The following is a 16,151-nucleotide window of genomic DNA, read 5'->3' as shown; positions in this document are numbered from 1 at the left end:
CCCCGCCCCCCCCCCCCCCCCGGCAGGAAGTAGGCGATGTGCCCGGCCGTGTGGCCCGGTACGTCGATGACCTCGAAGCGCAGGCCCAGTGCGTCGGCCACGTCGCCCTGCACCAGCGGCGTGTACGGTTCGGGGATGCGCTCGCGAGCGGGGCCCCACACCCGGGCGCCGGTGGCGGCGTGCAACGCCCCCACGCCGCCGGTGTGATCGGCATGGTGGTGCGTGACTAGAATCGCGGCCAGCTGCAGCTTGTGGCGCGCCAGCGCGTCGAACACCGGTTGGGCGTCGCCCGGATCCACCACGATGGCGTGGGACCCGTCGTGCAGCATCCAGATGTAGTTGTCGGCGAAGGCGGGCAGCGGAACGAGGGTCATGAGCGGTCAAATTATAGGTTTGCAGGATTGGTTCGCGACCCCCCCGGGGCGCTACCTTCTGGCCTGGGAGCAGGCCCAGTTCGATCAGGCGGTGGCCGATGTCTTCGGCTATCACGCGCTGCAGCTGGGCGCGGCGGAGGTCGACGGCCTTCGCACCAACCGCATGCCGCACCGCTGGCTCGCGCTGGACGACCCGGCCCGGCGCGGCAAGGCCGCGTTGCTGACCGACTTCGCGGCCCTGCCTTTCGCGGCCAACAGCCTCGATCTCGTCGTGCTGCCGCATGCCCTGGAACTCAGCCCCGACCCGCACGCCACGCTGCGCGAGGTCGAGCGGGTGCTGGTGCCCGAGGGCCGGGTGGTGATCTGCGGGCTCAACCCGGCCAGCCTCTGGGGCATGCGGCAGCGCCGCGCGCACATTTACCGGCGCTTGGGGCTTGGCGATCTTTACCTGCCCGAGGGCGGCGAGTTCATCGGCTACTGGCGCATGCGCGACTGGCTGCGGCTGCTGAGCTTCGAGGTGGAATCGGGCCGCTTCGGCATTTATCGGCCGGCCGTGCGCAGCGAGGCCTGGCTGGAGCGTTCGCGCTGGATGGACGCGGCCGGCGAGCGCTGGTGGCCCATCTTCGGCGCAGCCTACTTCCTGGTGGCGGTGAAGCGGGTGCGCGGCATGCGCCTGCTGAGCGCCGACTGGCGCCGCGCCGGCGCGCGGGCCAAGGCGCCCGTGCCCATCGCGGGCAAGGTGCATCGCGGCGAGCCCGACAAGAATTGAAAATGAACGAATCGAATGAAGAAGGAAAAGCCAGTTTGACCGAAGTCGTGATCTATACCGATGGTGCCTGCAAGGGCAACCCCGGCCCCGGGGGCTGGGGCGCATGGCTCAAGTCGGGTGCCACCGAAAAAGACCTGTTCGGCGGTGAACTCGACACCACCAACAACCGCATGGAGCTGACCGCCGTCATCGAAGGCCTGGCCGCGCTCAAGCGGCCGTGCAAGGTGCTGCTGTACCTCGACAGCCAGTACGTGCGAAAGGGCATCACCGAGTGGATCCGTGGCTGGAAGGCCAAGGGCTGGGTCACGGCCAGCAAGCAGCCCGTGAAGAACGTCGAGCTCTGGCAGCGGCTGGACAAGCTGGTGACCGAGGGCGGCCACCAGATCGAATGGCGCTGGGTCAAGGGCCACTCGGGCGACCCCGGCAACGAGCGCGCCGACATGCTGGCCAACAAGGGCGTGGACAAGGCGCTGGGGCGACTCTGAACCGCGGCGCAACCCCCGATAATGGGCGCATGACTGAATCTTCACGCTTGGCGGAACTGCACCGCGTGGCCATCCTCGACACCAGCGAGGAGGCCGCCTACGACGAGATCACGCGTCTGGCCGCCCAGTTGTGCGGCACGCCCATCGCGCTCATTTCGCTGATCGACGAGCGGCGGCAGTGGTTCAAGTCGCGTGTCGGCCTCAAGGCATCCGAAACGCCCCGGGAACATGCGTTCTGCGCGCATGCCATCGCCGCCCCGGCGGAGGTCATGGTGGTCGGCGACGCGCTCGAGGACGAGCGCTTCAAGGCCAATCCGCTGGTCACGGGCGACCCCAACATCCGCTTCTATGCCGGCGCCCCGCTCGTCATGAGCAACGGCGAAGCGCTGGGAACGGTCTGCGTGATCGACACCCGCCCGCGCACGCTGGACCCGGAGCTGCTGGAGCAGCTGCGCTTCCTGGCGCAGCAGGTGGTGACCAAGCTCGAAGAGCGTGCCCGCGAGCAGGGCGGCTCGGCGTAGATTGCCGAAAGGCGGCTAGATCACGCCGTCGAACATCATCACGTCGACCTCGTCGCCCGCCGCGACGCTGCCCTGGCCGTGGTGCAGCACCACGAGTCCGTTGGCCTCGACCATCGAGCTCAGCACCCCCGAGCCCTGGTTGCCCGCAACGCTGACTTCGGGCAACGCGCCGGGCACCATCCTGACGAAACCCCGCTGGTACTCGGTGCGGCCCGGCTTCTTGCGAAGGGGCGCCGTGGTGCGCGCGCGCAGCAGCGGAGGCGGTGCCGACGCGGCTTCGTGGCAGCCCATCATGCGCAGCAGGGCCGGGCGCACGAAGGCAAGGAACGTGACCATCACCGCCACCGGATTGCCCGGCAGGCCGAAAAGCACGGCCGGCCCCGGCGAGCTTTCACGCGGGATCAGGCCCACGGCCAGCGGGCGGCCGGGGCGCATCGCGACGCGCCAGAAGGCCATGTCGCCCAGCTTCTGCATCACGTCGCGCGTGTGGTCGGCCACGCCCGCGCTCACGCCGCCACTGCTGACGATGGCGTCGGCCTCGCGCGCGGCGCGTTGCAATGCCGCGGCGAGCGTGGCCGGATCGTCGCGCACCAGGCCCAGGTCGACGATGTCGCAGCCCAGCCGGCTGAGCAGGCCGAACACGGTGTAGCGGTTGCTGTCGTACACGGCGCCTTCGCGCGGTGCGTCGCCCAGGCTCAGGATCTCGTCGCCGGTCGAAAAATACGCCACGCGCAGCCTGCGCAGCGCAGGCACGCCCGGCAGGCCCAGGCTGGCGACCATGCCCAGCGCGGCGGGCGACAGGCGCTCGCCCTTGCGCAGCGCGGGCTGGCCCTGCATGAGGTCTTCGCCGGCAAGGCGGCGGTTGGCGCCGCGGCGCAGCACGCGCGCGGGAAAGCTCACCTTGTCGCCTTCGACCTTGCAGAACTCCTGCGGAACCACGGTGTCCAGCCCCGCCGGCATCATCGCGCCGGTCATGATGCGCACCGCGTCGCCGGCTGCCAGCTCGCCCCGCCAGGCCGCCCCGGCCAGCACGGTGCCGGCCACGCGCAGCGTGACGGAGGCGTCGATGGGCGCATCGGCGGGCAGCACCGCGCCGTCGAAGGCGTAGCCGTCCATCGCGGAGTTGTCGTGCGGCGGCACGCTGATGGGCGAGACGATGTCTTCGGCCAGCACGCGGCCCAGGGCGTCGAACAGCGAGACGCTTTCGCGCTGCGTGACGATGGCCTTGGCCGTCAGCTGCGAGAGAAAGGCATGGACGGCCTCGACGCTCAGGTCGGCGGCGTCGTAGCCCGAAAGGGTGGAGGCGATGTCTGCGATGCGACTCATGGGCTCATCGATTTTCGAGTGCGTGCAGTTCGGCAAGGGTGTTGGCGTTGAAGAAGGCGTCGGGCGCGTCGCCCGGCCGGTCGAAGGGTACGCGCACGGTGCGGTGCTGCGCGGTCCAGGCCTGGACCTTGCGGCCGCCGGCTTCGGTGTAGCGCCGCAGGCTTTCCAGCAGGTCTGCGCGCAGCAGGCAGAAGACCGGCTGCGGGCGTAGCACGGGGGCGGCGTCTCCGGTTCCGGAGGCTTCGGGCGCGACGGGCATAGCGATCTCCGCGTCGCCTGTGGCGGCCGCTTCGGCCAGCCGCGCGGCCAGGTCCGGCGGGAACAGCGGGGTGTCGCAGGGCACGGTCAGGAGCCAGGGCGTGCGGCAGTGCGCAAGCCCGGTCAGGAAGCCCGCGAGCGGGCCGGGGTAGCCGGCCAGGACGTCGGCATGCACCGGCGCGCCGAAGGCCTCGTACTCCTGCAGGTTGCGGTTGGCATTGAGCATCAGTGTGCCGACCTGCGGACGCAGCCGGCGTATGGCATGCAGCGCCAGCGGCTCGCCGTTGAACGGCTGCAGCCCCTTGTCGATGCCGCCCATGCGCGAGCCGAGGCCGCCGGCCAGCAGCAGCCCGGTGATGTCGGCTGGCGCGATGGCGTGCGCGGGCATGGCGGGCGCCTGCGTCATCCGCCGATGTAGCTCATCTCGACGCGGCGGGGGGCCTTGTCGCCGGCAGCGTCTTCGGCGTCGGTGGTGCGCAGGGCGCGCAGCTCGGAATAGCGGTCGGCTCGGCCCTGCCAGATGTGGCCGATGGCGGAGGCGATGTCTTCGTCGCTGGCGGTGCCGCGCAGCAGGGGGCGCAGGTCGTGGCCGGCGCTGGCGAACAGGCACAGGTAGAGCTTGCCCTCGGTGGAAAGGCGCGCGCGGCTGCAGTCGTGGCAGAAGGCCTGGGTGACGCTGCTGATGACGCCGATCTCGCCGCCGCCGTCGGCATAGGCCCAGCGCTGCGCGGTCTCGCCGGGCGCGCTGGCCTGCAGCGGCACCAGCGGGAACTCGGCGTGTATGTGCGCAATGACCTCGGCCGAGGGCAGCACCTCGTCCATGCGCCAGCCGTTGGTGGCGCCCACGTCCATGTATTCGATGAAGCGCAGCACCACCTTGCCGCCGTGCTGCTCGCGGAAGTAGCGCGCCATCGGCAATATCTCCTGCTCGTTGGTGCCGCGCTTGACCACCATGTTGACCTTGATCGGGCCCATACCGGCGGCCAGCGCCGCGTCGATGCCGGCCAGCACGTCGGCCACCGGAAAGTCGACGTCGTTCATGTGGCGGAACACGGCGTCGTCCAGGCTGTCGAGGCTCACGGTCACGCGCTGCAGGCCGGCGCTCTGGAGCGCGGCGGCCTTGCGCCGCAGCAGCGAGCCGTTGGTGGTGAGCGTCAGCGCCAGCGGCTCGCCGGCGGGCGTGCGGATCTCGGCAAGCTGCGCGATCAGGCCCTCGATGTTCTTGCGCAGCAGGGGCTCGCCGCCGGTCAGGCGGATCTTGCGCACGCCGTGGCTCGCGAACAGGCGTGCCAGCCGGGTCATTTCCTCGAAGCTCAGCAGCGCGCTGTGGGGAAGGTACTGGTAGTCCTTGTCGAACACGTCCTTCGGCATGCAGTAGCTGCAGCGGAAGTTGCAGCGGTCGGTCACGCTGATGCGCAGGTCCGTCAACGGCCGGCCCAGCCGGTCCAGCAACTGGCCGGTGGCGGGTACGGCGATTTCCGGCACGGCCACGGCGGGATGCGCGCGGCCGACCGCGGAGATCGGGATGACAGTGCTGCTGCTGTGCTTCATGTGGGGTAGGGGGAGGGCCCGATTTTGCGCCATCGCCCATGGGCCCATTGGCTGCAGGCTACTTGCGCCCGCCGCGGTGCGCCCGGGGGTTATCCCCTGCAGAGCTTCAGGTTCGTGCGGGCGGCGCGCACCACGGGCAGGAAGATCTCGGCGTCGGCGGGCGGATAGTTTTCCTTGATGCCGTCGTCGGTGCGGGCGGCGTCCTCGGCCAGCGGCTGCAGCGTCTTGAGGCAGGCCGCGCGGTCATTGAGCTTGAACTGCGTCAGCGCGATGTCGTTGCGTATCCAGTCCTTGGTGATCCAGTCGAGCGTCTTCTCGCACTCCGAAAGCACCGGCGACAGGGTGGCCAGGGCGGTCGAATAGTCCTTCGCGTCGTATTGGCGCTTGAAGCTCTTGCGGGAGCTGGCCACCGCCTTGTCGGTGCAGGCAGGGGTGGGGCGGGTGTAGGTGCCTTCGAAGGTGGCGCGCATGCCGCAGTTGTCGCGGCATTGCTCGTCGCCGTTGGTCGAGACCGCCACCTTGTCGGCGTTGACCGCGAAGCTGACCACGCAGCCGCTGTCGGCCAGCTTGGCCTTGCCGCGCACGATGGTGCCGTCGAGCGCGCAGGTGTGCGCGTTGGCGCCGATGGTGGTGATGTCGAAGCGCCCGTCGGCCTTGACGCGGAGGGCGCCGCTGCCGCCCTCGTAGATGTAGTCGCCGGCCGGCGGCGTGGAGACCTGCGCCGAGGCCGGGCCGGCGCCGAGCAGCAAGGCAAGCGCCAGTGCGAAGGGCAGGGTGTTCTTGAATTTCATCGTTGGAATCTCCCGGGGAAACGTGCCGCGGGGCAGTGTATCGATCGTTGCCGGAAGTTTTCCGGCGCTGGCCGGTTTTCGCCATCGCCGATGAGATGTCTTGACGGAGCCAATGAGAATTCCTATCATTTGAGCGCCTGAATACGCAGCACGTCGACGACGCAAAGGGCTCTTCCAACCAAGGAGCCTCCCGACCGTGCCGTACACCCTCCCAGCCTTGCCCTATGCCTTCGATGCGCTCGAGCCTCACATCGATGCGCAGACGATGGAAATCCACCACGGCAAGCACCACCAGACCTATGTGAACAACCTCAATGCCGCGTTGAAAGACACGCCGCACGAGGGAACGCCGGTCGAAGAACTCATCGCCGGCGTCGAGCAACTGCCCGAGCCGCTGCGCGCCCCGGTGCGCAACAACGGCGGCGGCCACGCCAACCACAGCCTGTTCTGGACCGTGATGGCGCCCGTGGGCCAGGGCGGCGGAGGCGCACCCGCGGGAGCGCTGGCCAAGGCCATCGACGCCGACCTGGGCGGCTTCGACGCCTTCAAGGACGCCTTCACCAAGGCCGCGCTCACGCGCTTCGGCAGCGGCTGGGCATGGCTGACGGCAGGCCCCGGCGGCAGGCTTGCCGTGGAAAGCAGCGGCAACCAGGACAGCCCGCTGATGCGCGGCATCGGCTCCTGCAACACGCCGATCCTGGGGCTGGACGTGTGGGAGCACGCGTACTACCTCAAGTACCAGAACCGCCGCCCCGAATACATCACGGCCTTCTACAACGTGGTGAACTGGGCCGAGGTGGCCCGGCGCCACGCCGCCGCAACCGGCGGCTGAGGCGCGCGGCCATGAACGACCCCCGGCAGGTGGCGGTGGCGGGTACGCGGGCCAGGCCCGCCCGCCCGACGCGCGAGTGGATCGGCCTTGCCATCGTCGCCGCCGGCGCGCTGGTGGGGCTGTCGCGGTTCTGGACATTCGTGCGCGGCGACCCGATGGTGTGGAACGCATTGCTCGGCGGGTCGGTCGCGGCGCTGGCCACGGCGCTCGGCACGCTGCCGGTGCTGTTCTCGCAGAAGCTGCCCGAGCGGCTGCAGGACACGCTGTTCGGCTTCGGTGCCGGCGTGATGCTGGCCGCCAGCGCCTTCTCGTTGATCATTCCCGGCCTGGAGGCGGCCAGGAACGTGGGCGTTTTCGGCGGCGGCAGCTGGGCGGCGGGCGGCGTGATCGGCTCGGCCATCCTGCTCGGCGGCGCCGCGCTGATGCTGATGGACCGCGTGCTGCCGCACGAGCACTTCATCAAGGGCCGCGAAGGCCAGACGGCGCGGCAGCTGCGGCGCACATGGCTCTTCGTGTTCGCGATCGCGCTGCACAACGTGCCGGAGGGGCTGGCCATCGGCGTCGGCTATGCGGCCAACAACGGGCTGCGGGCGGATGCGCTGGCCACCGGCATCGCGATCCAGGACGTGCCCGAGGGGCTGGTCGTGGCCGTGGCGCTGCTGGCGGCCGGCTACAGCCGGGTCTTCGCGGTGCTGATCGGCATGGCTTCAGGGCTGGTCGAGCCGCTAGGCGCCGTGCTGGGCGCGGCGGTGGTCGGCCATTCGGCGATGCTGCTGCCCTGGGGGCTGGGCTTCGCGGCGGGCGCGATGCTGTTCGTGATCAGCCACGAGATCATTCCCGAATCCCACCGCAAGGGCCACGAGGCCTTTGCCACCAGCGGGCTGATGGTCGGCTTCGTGCTGATGATGCTGCTCGACACGGCGCTGGGGTAGCGCCGCAGCCGCTCAGCCGTGCTTGACGGCCACGGTCTTCAGCGTGGTGAAACCGTACAGCGCCTCGAAGCCCTTTTCGCGGCCGTAGCCGGAAGACTTCACGCCGCCGAAGGGCAGCTCGACACCGCCGCCCGCGCCGTAGTTGTTGATGAACACCTGGCCGCTGCGCACGCGCCTGGCCATGCGGAACTGGCGCGAGCCGTCGGCCGTCCACACGCCGGCCACCAGGCCGAACTGCGTGGCGTTGGCAAGCGCCACGGCCTCGTCCTCATCGGCGAATTGCATGGCCGCCAGCACCGGGCCGAACACTTCTTCCTGCGCCAGGCGATGGTCCACGGGCACGTCGCGCAGCAGGGTCGGGGCCTGGTAGAAGCCGGTCTCGGGCGCTTCCTCGACCACGATGCCCTGCGCCACCATCGGGATGCCGGCATGTTGTGCATCGCTCAGGAAATCCCACACGCGCTGCTGCTGCGTCTGGCGGATCAGCGGGCCGACGTCGAGGTCCATGGCGGCGGGGCCCACGCGCAGCGCCTCGAAGGCGTGGCCCAGGCGTTCGAGCAGCGGCTCGTAGATGTCGCGCTGGATCAGCACGCGCGAGCCGGCCGAGCAGGTCTGCCCGGCGTTCTGCACGATGGCGTTGATGACCACGGGAATGACCGCGTCCAGGTCGGCATCGGCGAACACGATCTGCGGGCTCTTGCCGCCCAGCTCCAGCGTGACCGGGCAGTGCCGCTCGGCCGCCACCTGCTGGATCAGCGTGCCGATCTTCGGGCTGCCGGTGAAGCTGATGTGGTCGATGCCTTCGTGCCGCGCCAGCGCGTCGCCCACCTCGTGGCCGTAGCCGGTCACGATGTTCAGCGCACCGGCCGGGAAGCCGACCTCGGCCGCCAGCTGTGCCACCCGGATCAGCGAGAGGCAGGCGTCTTCCGCCGGCTTGACCACGCACACGTTGCCCGCCGCCAGGGCGCCGCCCACGCTGCGCCCGAAGATCTGCATCGGGTAGTTCCAGGGAATGATGTGGCCGGTGACGCCGTGCGGTTCGCGCCAGGTGAAGACGCTGTAGCCGTCCTGGTAGGGGATGGTTTCGCCGTGCAGCTTGTCGCAGGCGCCGGCGTAGAACTCGAAGTAGCGCACCAGCGCCACCGCGTCGGCCCTGGCCTGCTTGACGGGCTTTCCGCAGTCGCGCTGCTCGATGAGCGCGAGTTCGTCGACGTGCTCGGCGATCTTCTGCGACAGCTTGTAGAGCAGGCGGCCGCGGTCGGCGGCGCTGACCTTGTGCCACACGCCCTCGAAGCAGTCGCGCGCGGCGCGCACGGCCGAGTCGATGTCGGCGGCGTTGCTGCGCTGGATTTCGTCGAAGGCCTGGCCGTCGGAGGGGTCGATGACCGGCAGGGTGCGGCCGGAGGAGGACGGAACGTCCGCGTTGGCGATGTAGTTGAGCTGCATGGGGCTGGATTTTGCGCGAAGCGCGCAAGAAGCGTGGGCGCCCCGGCCGCCGGCCCTACCTGGCGGCGGCGCTGGCCCGGGGCAGGGCGCGCACGGCGTTCAGCATGCGCTCCACGTGCTTGTCCGGGTTCAGGTTCTGGTAGTAGTAGGCCACCTTGCCGTCCGGTGCGATCACGTAGGAAAGCCGGTTGGCGAAGTCGGGCTTGGTCTGCATGAGGGCGTCGAAGCCCTGGATCACGGTCTTCGACTCGTCGGACGCCACCGGAAACCGGCTCTGGCACGACTTGACCGAGAACTTCGACAGGGTGCCGATGTCGTCCGCCGACACGCCGATGACGGTGGCGCCCAGCGCGGCGAACTTGTCGATGGCTTCGGCGAAGGCGTGGGCCTCGATGGAGCAGTCGTTCGAGTCGGCCGCCGGGAAGAAATACACCACTACCGGGCCCTTGGCCAGCGCGTCGGCCAGCGAATAGCGGAAGGTCTTGCCGCCCAGCGCGGCGTCGGCGGTGAAGCGGGGCGCCGGGTCGCCGATGTCGAGCGCGGCCCAGGCGGGATGCGAAAGCATCGCAAAAACAGCCGTCAAGGCGATGCGTGAGAGGTTCGTTCGGGCCATGATGCAACTCCGCAGCTGTGTGGCCGGAATTCTAGGCTCCAGGGGCGGCGCCTGAAACCGTCACCCCACGGCAGGCGTACGGAACAAGACACGGACACCTGGACCAATGAAGCAACGGAAGCACTTTTCATGAACGCCTGGCTTCTACCTTTGCGCATCGCGCTTGCCGGCCTGCTGGTCGCGGCGCTCGGCGCCTGCGGCTCGCTGCCGGTGGCGCGCGAGCGGCCCGCCGAGAATTCCGCCGCCGCGGATCCGACCACCTCGCTCGCGAAGATCGTGGCCGCCTCCACGCCGCCCGGGGAGCATTCGGGCTTCCGGCTGATGCCGCTGGGCGTGTACTCGCTCGACGCCCGCATCCAGCTCGCCCAGCGGGCCCAGCGCTCGCTGGTGGTGCAGTACTACCAGCTCGAGAACGACGCCGTGGGCCGCCTGCTGCTGCGCACCCTGCGCGAAGCGGCGGCGCGCGGCGTGAAGGTGCGGGTGCTGGTGGACGACCTCTACACCGTCAAGAGCCAGCAACTGCTGCTCGCGCTGTCCGAGACGCCGAACGTCGAGGTGCGGCTGTTCAACCCGTTCTGCTGCGGGCGCAACGGCTTCCTGTCGCGATTCGCGGCGTCGCCGTTCGAGATCGGGCGGCTCAACCACCGCATGCACAACAAGCTCTTCATTGCCGACGGCGCGATGGCGGTGGTGGGCGGGCGCAACATCGCCGAAGAATATTTCGTGCTGAACGAGGCGCAGAACTTCATCGACATGGACGCGCTGGTCGTCGGCAAGGTGGTGCCGCAGCTCGAATCGATCTTCGACGCCTACTGGAACAGCGTGCAGGTCTGGCCCATTGCCGACATCGTGGCGGGCGAGAGCGGCCGCAAGCCGGGCACCGCCGATTTCGACGAGTGGGTGGACATGGCCGCGCCGCCGCCGAAGATCGTGCTGCCGCCGTCGGACATCCTGGGCTACGGCCCCATCGCCGAAGAGCTGGACGGCGGGCGCATGGGCCTGCTGTGGGGCGAGGCCCGCGCCATTGCCGATCCGCCCGGCAAGCCAGCGACCATGACGGCCGACGAAGCCATCGCCACCAGCGTGACCATGCAGGTCTGGGCCCTGATGCTCGACGCCAGGACCGAGGTCGACCTGACCTCGCCGTACCTCGTGCCCGGCGAGCGCGGCATGGCCGCGTTCCAGGAACTGACCCAGCGCAAGGTCAAGCTCACGCTCGTCACCAACTCGCTGGCCGCCAACGACGAGCCGCTGGTGCACACGGGCTACGCGCGCTACCGCGAACGGCTGCTGCAAGCGGGCGCCGACCTGTACGAGCTGAGCCCGCAGCGCACCAGCGCGGGCGAGCGCTTCGGCATGTTCGGCAAGTCGCTCGGGCGGCTGCATGCCAAGACGGCGGCCATCGACAAGACGCGCATCTTCATCGGCTCCATGAACCTCGACCCGCGCTCTGCCAGCCAGAACACCGAGATGGGGCTGGTGGTCGACAGCCCGCAGCTCGCGCGCGAGATGCTGCGGGTCATCAACATCAGCAAGCTGCAGAACTCCTACCGGCTGCGGCTGGCCAAGGGCACCGGCACGCTGCAGTGGCTGACCAACGACGGCGAGAAGGAAATGATCCTGACCTCGGAGCCGGAGTCGAGCTTCTTCCAGCGCTTCTACAACATGCTCATCGCGCCGGTGGTCCCCGAGATGCTGTTGTAGCCTCGGGGGATGGCGCAGACTTTCACTTCGTTGTCGGCCCCGCAGGTCATGCTGTGGGGCCTGCTTTTCTTTGGCGGGATCTATCTCGGCTTCGGTGGGCTGACCTGGCTGCTGACGAAGCGCCTGCTGCCCGCGCTGGGCATCGGGCGGCCGCTCGATCCGCGGCCGCTGCAGCCGGGGCAGCTGCGGCGCGAGCTGGGGCAGTCGGGCGTGTCGGTGCTGATCTTCGGGCTGGGGATGGTGTTCCCTTGGGGCTTGCTGCAGCTGGGCTGGGCGCGGCTCGACGGCGATGCGGGCTGGCTGCAGATCACGCTCGAGATTCTCGTGCTCGCGGTCTGGAACGACGTGCATTTCTGGGTCAACCACCGCCTGCTGCACACGCGCTGGCTGCGGCGCTTTCACGGGCCGCATCACCGGTCGTTCGTGACCACGCCATGGGCCACCTACAGCTTCCACCCGATCGAGGCGCTGATGCTGGGCAACGTGATCCTGCTGCCGATGGTGCTGCACGACTTCAGCTTCTGGTCGCTCGCGGCGGTGCCGGTGTTCAGCCTGTTCTTCAACTGCGTCGGGCATTCGAACTACGACTTCTTCACCGGCGTGTCTTACAGCCACTGGTTCGCGGCGAGCCGGCGGCATCATCTGCACCATGCCGTGCACAACGGCAACTACGGCTTCCAGTTCACCTTCATGGACAGGCTCTTCCGCACGCGCATTGCCGCGGACGCCGCCGAACCGCTGTTCCGGGCCTTCCACAAGAAGCATGGCGCGACCACCGCCTGACGCGCGACCCCGGCTGCCGAGGCTGCGCCACTGGCGGGACTGGCAGAGCCTGGCCTATCTGGTTGTGCTGCCCGCACTGGCGGCATGGCAATGGGTGCACGGCTTCAACGCCGTGATGTATGGGCTGATGCTGTTCCTCACGCTCGGCGTCGGCGTCATCCACCACAACCACGTGCACCTGCGCATGTGGCGCGTGCGGCGCCTGAACCGGCTGACCGACTTCTGGATCACGCTGCTGCAGGGGCACCCGACCTTCGTGTTCTGGCCCGCGCACGTGGCCAACCACCATCGCCATCGGCATGGGCCGAAGGACGTGGCGCGCACCTACCGTTTCGGCGGCGACACCAACCACCTGTGGGGCTACCTGCTGCATCCGTTCCAGGCGGTTTGGGTGCTGATGCCGGTGTTCTTCGGCTGGCTCGCGCGGCTGCGGCGGCACCGGCGCGGCGCGTGGCGCTACTGCATGGCGCAGTACGCGCTGTGGCTGGTCAGCTGGGCGGTGCTGCTGGCTTTCGACTGGCGCAAGGCGCTGCTCTTCGTGATCGTGCCGCAGCTGCATGGGCTGCACTGGCTGCTGGCGACCAACTACCTGCAGCATGCGCACGCCGACGGCCGCAAGCCGGCGCCCAACGGTGTGGCCAAGGGAGCGCCGGGCGATACCCCGGGTAGCCGGCTGAACTACGCCCGCAATTTCGAGGGGCTGGTAAACCCATTGCTGTTCAACATCGGCCTGCACACCGCACACCACGAGAACCCGCATGCCCATTGGTCCGAGCTCACGCATCTGCATCGCACGCGCTACCGCGCGCAGGTCGATCCGGCGCTCAACGAGGGCGGGCTGGTGCCGTACATGGCGCGCGTTTTCGTGCTGGGGGCCGTGTGGCCGCGTTTTCGCAGCCGCTCGCTGATGCCTCCCGATTCCCCAACCCACTGAACCATGCCTGTTTCATTCCAACGCGTGTATCTAGAGAGCGCCGGCTACTTCATGCCGGGCGAACCCATTCCCAATGACCGCATGGACGCGTACATCGCGCCGCTCAACCGCATGTCGGAGCGCATCAAGCGGCGCATCCTGGCCGAGAACGGCATCCTCACGCGGCACTACGCCATTGACGCGGAAGGCGTGACGCAGCAGACCAACGCGCAACTGGCGGCCGGCGCCATCCGCGACTGCCTGCGGCGCGGCGGGGCCGAGCTGTCGCGGGTGTCGATGCTGGCCAGCGGCTCCTCTGGCGGGGACACGCTGATGCCGGGCTTCGCCAACATGATCCAGGGCGAACTGGCGGCGCAGCCGATGGAGACGCATTCGGTGCACGGCATCTGCGCGGCGGGCGTTTCGGCGATCCAGGCGGCGGCGCAGGGCATCGAGCTGGGCGCGCACCGCTCGGCGTTGGCGGTGGCCAGCGAGATGCCGTCGCGCCTGTTCAAGCGCTCGCGCTTTGCCGCGCGCGGCTACGAGATCGACTTCGACTCGCACTTCCTGCGCTGGATGCTGTCCGACGGCGCGGGCGCGCTGCTGCTGTCCGACGGCTCGCCCGCGCTGGCGGGCTCGCCGGGGCTCAGGCTGCGGCTGAAGTGGGTGCACCAGCGCGCCTTCTCGGGCGACTACCCGGTCTGCATGCAGCTGGGCCTGACCGAAAACCGCGATGAGCACGGACGAGGCCACCTCGACTTCGGCTCCTGGGCCGAGGCCGAAGCCGCGGGCGCGCTCTCGCTGAGGCAGGACATCCGCCTGCTGCCGCACCTGTTCGACATCGGCATCCACGAATACGCGAGGCTGGTGCGAGACGGCTGGGTCGATCCGAAGCGGGTCGACCACTTCCTGTGCCACTACTCGTCGGAAAAATTCATCCCGGTGGTCGAAGACCTGATGGCCAAGGCCGACCTGTCGATTCCGCGCGAGCGCTGGTGGAGCAACCTCGCGTGGCGCGGCAACACCGGGGCGGCGTCGATCCTCGTGATGCTGGCCGAGTTCCTGCATACCAGGGCGCTGAAGCCCGGCGAGCAGATCTTCTGCTACGTGCCCGAGTCGGGGCGCTTCATGGCGGCGTACATGCTGCTCGAAGTGGAAGCGGCCGATGCCGCGCCCGTGGCGTCCGCGCCCCGCGTGGCCGTGGTGCCCGACGACGACCTCGTCATCGCCCCGCCGCACGACCCGGCCGCCGCGCCCGAAGGCCTCGGCGCGCTGCTGACCGAACTGGCCGCCATATGGCACGACTACCGCTCGCGCGTGTGGCGCACGCCGCTGGTGCGCCAGATCCGCGAACGCCGCTTCGCCGTGCCCGACTACCTCAACTGGATGGAGCAGTGGGTGCCGCAGGTGCGCGAAGGCAGCCTGTGGATGCGCGAAGGCGCGGCATCGCTCAGCGAGCCCTACCAGGTGCTGGCCTCGCTGATCGGCGTGCACGCGGGCGAGGAGCAGAACGACTTCAACATCCTGTTCAGCGACTACCGCAAGGCCGGTGGCACGGTCGAATCGATCGACGAGTTGCGCCGCAACCCCGGCGGCGAGGCGCTCAATGCCTACCTGCACGGCCTTGCGGCCACGCGCGACCCGATCGGCCTGCTGGGGGCGATCTACATCATCGAGGGCACGGGCCAGCGCATCGTGCCGGCGCTGCTGCCGCTGCTCAAGGCCAGCCTGAAGCTGCCGCCCGACGCCTTCCGCTTCCTCGAGTACCACGGCCACAACGACGAGCACCACCTGGGCCGCTGGCTCACCGCCGTCGAGATGGTCATGGCCGTCGAGGGGCAGGCCCGCGCCGCCCGCCAGATCACCGACACCGCGCGCCACACGGCCGCGCTGTACCTGATGCAGTTCCAGCACATCACGGAGCGAATGACAGATGCCCAGCAGAACGCCTGATTTCCTGACCCAGGCGCACGACGAGCGCGACCCCAGCCCCTGGCTGGCGCTCTACCTCGACCAGAGCACGCCGCTGCCCGACAACGTGAAGGAGGCATGGCTGGCCGATTCGAGCTCCGGCTCGCGGCAATACCTGCTGCCGTTCCTGCGGCCGATTGCGCGGCTGACGATCATCCTGATCCAGATCGTGAAAGTGTTCGTGCCGCGCAACTGGTCGCACTCGATGCTGCTGCACCGCTTCCTGGCCTGGGGGCTGAAGCGCTTTGTCTCGCCAGAGGCCAACTGGCTGATATTGCGGCACTTCCACCTGGGCTCGCAGGTGCTGGCCTTCATCGGGCGCAATTCGCCGGCGCCCGTGGCCACCAACCCGCTGGAGCCGGCCGACATCGACGCGCTGAAGGACGAGATGTTCCTCAAGCACGACCTGAACCTCTTCAACTTCGTGATCCGGCTGAACACGGCGCTGCGCGACAGGGGGCTGACGCTGTGCAAGGCGGATAAGGTCGATTTCTCGATGATCAAGGAGCCGCCCCTGCGGCTGGAGGACATGCCGCAGGGCAGGCTCAATTTCCTCGACCTGCAAAGCGCCATCGAGCTGTTCACGCCGCTCTACCAGCTGATGCTGACGGACAACGATTTCTGGCGCGCGGCCAATTCCTTGCAACTGGACGAAACCATCGGCATCTACACCGCGACCATCCTCGCCGCACCGGAACACCTGATCCTGGTCAACAACAAGCATCCCCTGGTGCCCCTGTCGACCCTGCGGGCCGGGCACCGGCTGGTGATCCACGGGCTTTCGACCGAAATGCTGCACAGCCTGCTCCAGCGCATGCAGGCGGCGCAGCAGGCGGGGGAAGGGGAGACATCCCTGTACGACCAGCCACTTGCATAGGCGTA

17 protein-coding genes are annotated in these 16,151 nt (G+C 68.9%); 10 read left to right on the top strand and 7 right to left on the bottom strand.

Annotation, left to right across the window (positions count from 1 at the left end; genetic code table 11):
• A partial coding sequence (locus AC1RVW_RS08035; RefSeq protein WP_493199168.1) for an MBL fold metallo-hydrolase occupies nucleotides 1-374 on the bottom strand: 374 nt, incomplete at its 3' end.
• Between AC1RVW_RS08035 and AC1RVW_RS08030 the strand changes: the two genes are divergently transcribed.
• From AC1RVW_RS08030 to AC1RVW_RS08020, 3 genes are read left to right on the top strand one after another with little or no spacing between them, the layout of a single operon-like run.
• Complete coding sequence (locus tag AC1RVW_RS08030) at nucleotides 373-1,143, top strand: class I SAM-dependent methyltransferase (RefSeq protein WP_253819751.1); 771 nt, start codon at nucleotides 373-375, stop codon at nucleotides 1,141-1,143. The genes AC1RVW_RS08035 and AC1RVW_RS08030 overlap by 2 nt on opposite strands.
• A gap of 35 nt (nucleotides 1,144-1,178) precedes the next feature.
• Nucleotides 1,179-1,628 carry a ribonuclease HI gene (rnhA, locus tag AC1RVW_RS08025; protein ID WP_081266376.1) on the top strand — a complete coding sequence of 150 codons (450 nt, stop codon included), beginning with the start codon at nucleotides 1,179-1,181 and terminating at the stop codon, nucleotides 1,626-1,628.
• 29 nt (nucleotides 1,629-1,657) lie between these two features.
• Nucleotides 1,658-2,149 (top strand): GAF domain-containing protein, encoded by a 492-nt coding sequence (locus AC1RVW_RS08020; protein WP_285410829.1) that lies wholly within the window; start codon nucleotides 1,658-1,660, stop codon nucleotides 2,147-2,149.
• Between the two features lie 15 nt (nucleotides 2,150-2,164).
• On the opposite strand, the gene moeA is transcribed toward AC1RVW_RS08020, so the two are convergent.
• From moeA to AC1RVW_RS08000, 4 genes are all read right to left on the bottom strand, one after another.
• Nucleotides 2,165-3,475, bottom strand: a complete 1,311-nt coding sequence (gene moeA / locus AC1RVW_RS08015) for a molybdopterin molybdotransferase MoeA (protein ID WP_493199164.1) — start codon at nucleotides 3,473-3,475, stop codon at nucleotides 2,165-2,167.
• A gap of 4 nt (nucleotides 3,476-3,479) precedes the next feature.
• Nucleotides 3,480-4,139, bottom strand: coding sequence for a molybdenum cofactor guanylyltransferase MobA (mobA, locus tag AC1RVW_RS08010; RefSeq protein WP_493199162.1), 660 nt, complete (start codon nucleotides 4,137-4,139; stop codon nucleotides 3,480-3,482).
• The gene (gene moaA, locus AC1RVW_RS08005) at nucleotides 4,136-5,284 is read right to left on the bottom strand and encodes a GTP 3',8-cyclase MoaA (RefSeq protein WP_493199160.1); all 1,149 of its coding nucleotides are present in this window, start codon (nucleotides 5,282-5,284) and stop codon (nucleotides 4,136-4,138) included. Before moaA ends, mobA begins: the two co-directional genes overlap by 4 nt.
• Nucleotides 5,285-5,373: 89 nt before the next feature.
• On the bottom strand, nucleotides 5,374-6,075 hold the full coding sequence (locus tag AC1RVW_RS08000; RefSeq protein WP_493199158.1) for a hypothetical protein: 702 nt from the start codon (nucleotides 6,073-6,075) through the stop codon (nucleotides 5,374-5,376).
• Between the two features lie 196 nt (nucleotides 6,076-6,271).
• On the opposite strand from AC1RVW_RS08000, the gene AC1RVW_RS07995 reads away from it, so the two are divergent.
• Nucleotides 6,272-6,907 (top strand): superoxide dismutase, encoded by a 636-nt coding sequence (locus AC1RVW_RS07995; RefSeq protein WP_493199156.1) that lies wholly within the window; start codon nucleotides 6,272-6,274, stop codon nucleotides 6,905-6,907.
• 11 nt (nucleotides 6,908-6,918) lie between these two features.
• Entirely contained in the window at nucleotides 6,919-7,839 is a 921-nt protein-coding gene (locus tag AC1RVW_RS07990; protein ID WP_081266280.1) for a ZIP family metal transporter, read from the top strand.
• 12 nt (nucleotides 7,840-7,851) lie between these two features.
• Here AC1RVW_RS07990 and AC1RVW_RS07985 read toward each other — a convergent pair whose 3' ends face one another.
• Entirely contained in the window at nucleotides 7,852-9,285 is a 1,434-nt protein-coding gene (locus AC1RVW_RS07985; RefSeq protein WP_106934300.1) for an aldehyde dehydrogenase family protein, read from the bottom strand.
• Between the two features lie 55 nt (nucleotides 9,286-9,340).
• Nucleotides 9,341-9,898, bottom strand: coding sequence for a peroxiredoxin (locus AC1RVW_RS07980; RefSeq protein ID WP_081266282.1), 558 nt, complete (start codon nucleotides 9,896-9,898; stop codon nucleotides 9,341-9,343).
• Between the two features lie 129 nt (nucleotides 9,899-10,027).
• On the opposite strand from AC1RVW_RS07980, the gene AC1RVW_RS07975 reads away from it, so the two are divergent.
• From AC1RVW_RS07975 to AC1RVW_RS07955, 5 genes are read left to right on the top strand one after another with little or no spacing between them, the layout of a single operon-like run.
• On the top strand, nucleotides 10,028-11,602 hold the full coding sequence (locus tag AC1RVW_RS07975) for a phospholipase D family protein (RefSeq protein ID WP_493199153.1): 1,575 nt from the start codon (nucleotides 10,028-10,030) through the stop codon (nucleotides 11,600-11,602).
• Between the two features lie 9 nt (nucleotides 11,603-11,611).
• Complete coding sequence (locus tag AC1RVW_RS07970) at nucleotides 11,612-12,385, top strand: sterol desaturase family protein (RefSeq protein ID WP_493199151.1); 774 nt, start codon at nucleotides 11,612-11,614, stop codon at nucleotides 12,383-12,385.
• Nucleotides 12,366-13,319, top strand: a complete 954-nt coding sequence (locus tag AC1RVW_RS07965) for a fatty acid desaturase family protein (protein ID WP_493199149.1) — start codon at nucleotides 12,366-12,368, stop codon at nucleotides 13,317-13,319. Before AC1RVW_RS07970 ends, AC1RVW_RS07965 begins: the two co-directional genes overlap by 20 nt.
• A 3-nt stretch (nucleotides 13,320-13,322) precedes the next feature.
• Nucleotides 13,323-15,251: an iron-containing redox enzyme family protein gene (locus tag AC1RVW_RS07960; protein ID WP_493199147.1), complete on the top strand. Its 1,929-nt coding sequence runs from the start codon at nucleotides 13,323-13,325 to the stop codon at nucleotides 15,249-15,251.
• Nucleotides 15,232-16,146 carry a DUF6999 family protein gene (locus AC1RVW_RS07955; RefSeq protein ID WP_106934305.1) on the top strand — a complete coding sequence of 305 codons (915 nt, stop codon included), beginning with the start codon at nucleotides 15,232-15,234 and terminating at the stop codon, nucleotides 16,144-16,146. The genes AC1RVW_RS07960 and AC1RVW_RS07955 overlap by 20 nt, the downstream gene beginning before the upstream one ends.
• The last annotated feature ends 5 nt before the right edge of the window (nucleotides 16,147-16,151 follow it).

The organism is Variovorax sp. MPBD4-3 (genome assembly GCF_058809745.1).
Note: the sequence above shows the minus strand (reverse complement) of the source record. Positions and strands in the feature narration are given on the sequence as shown.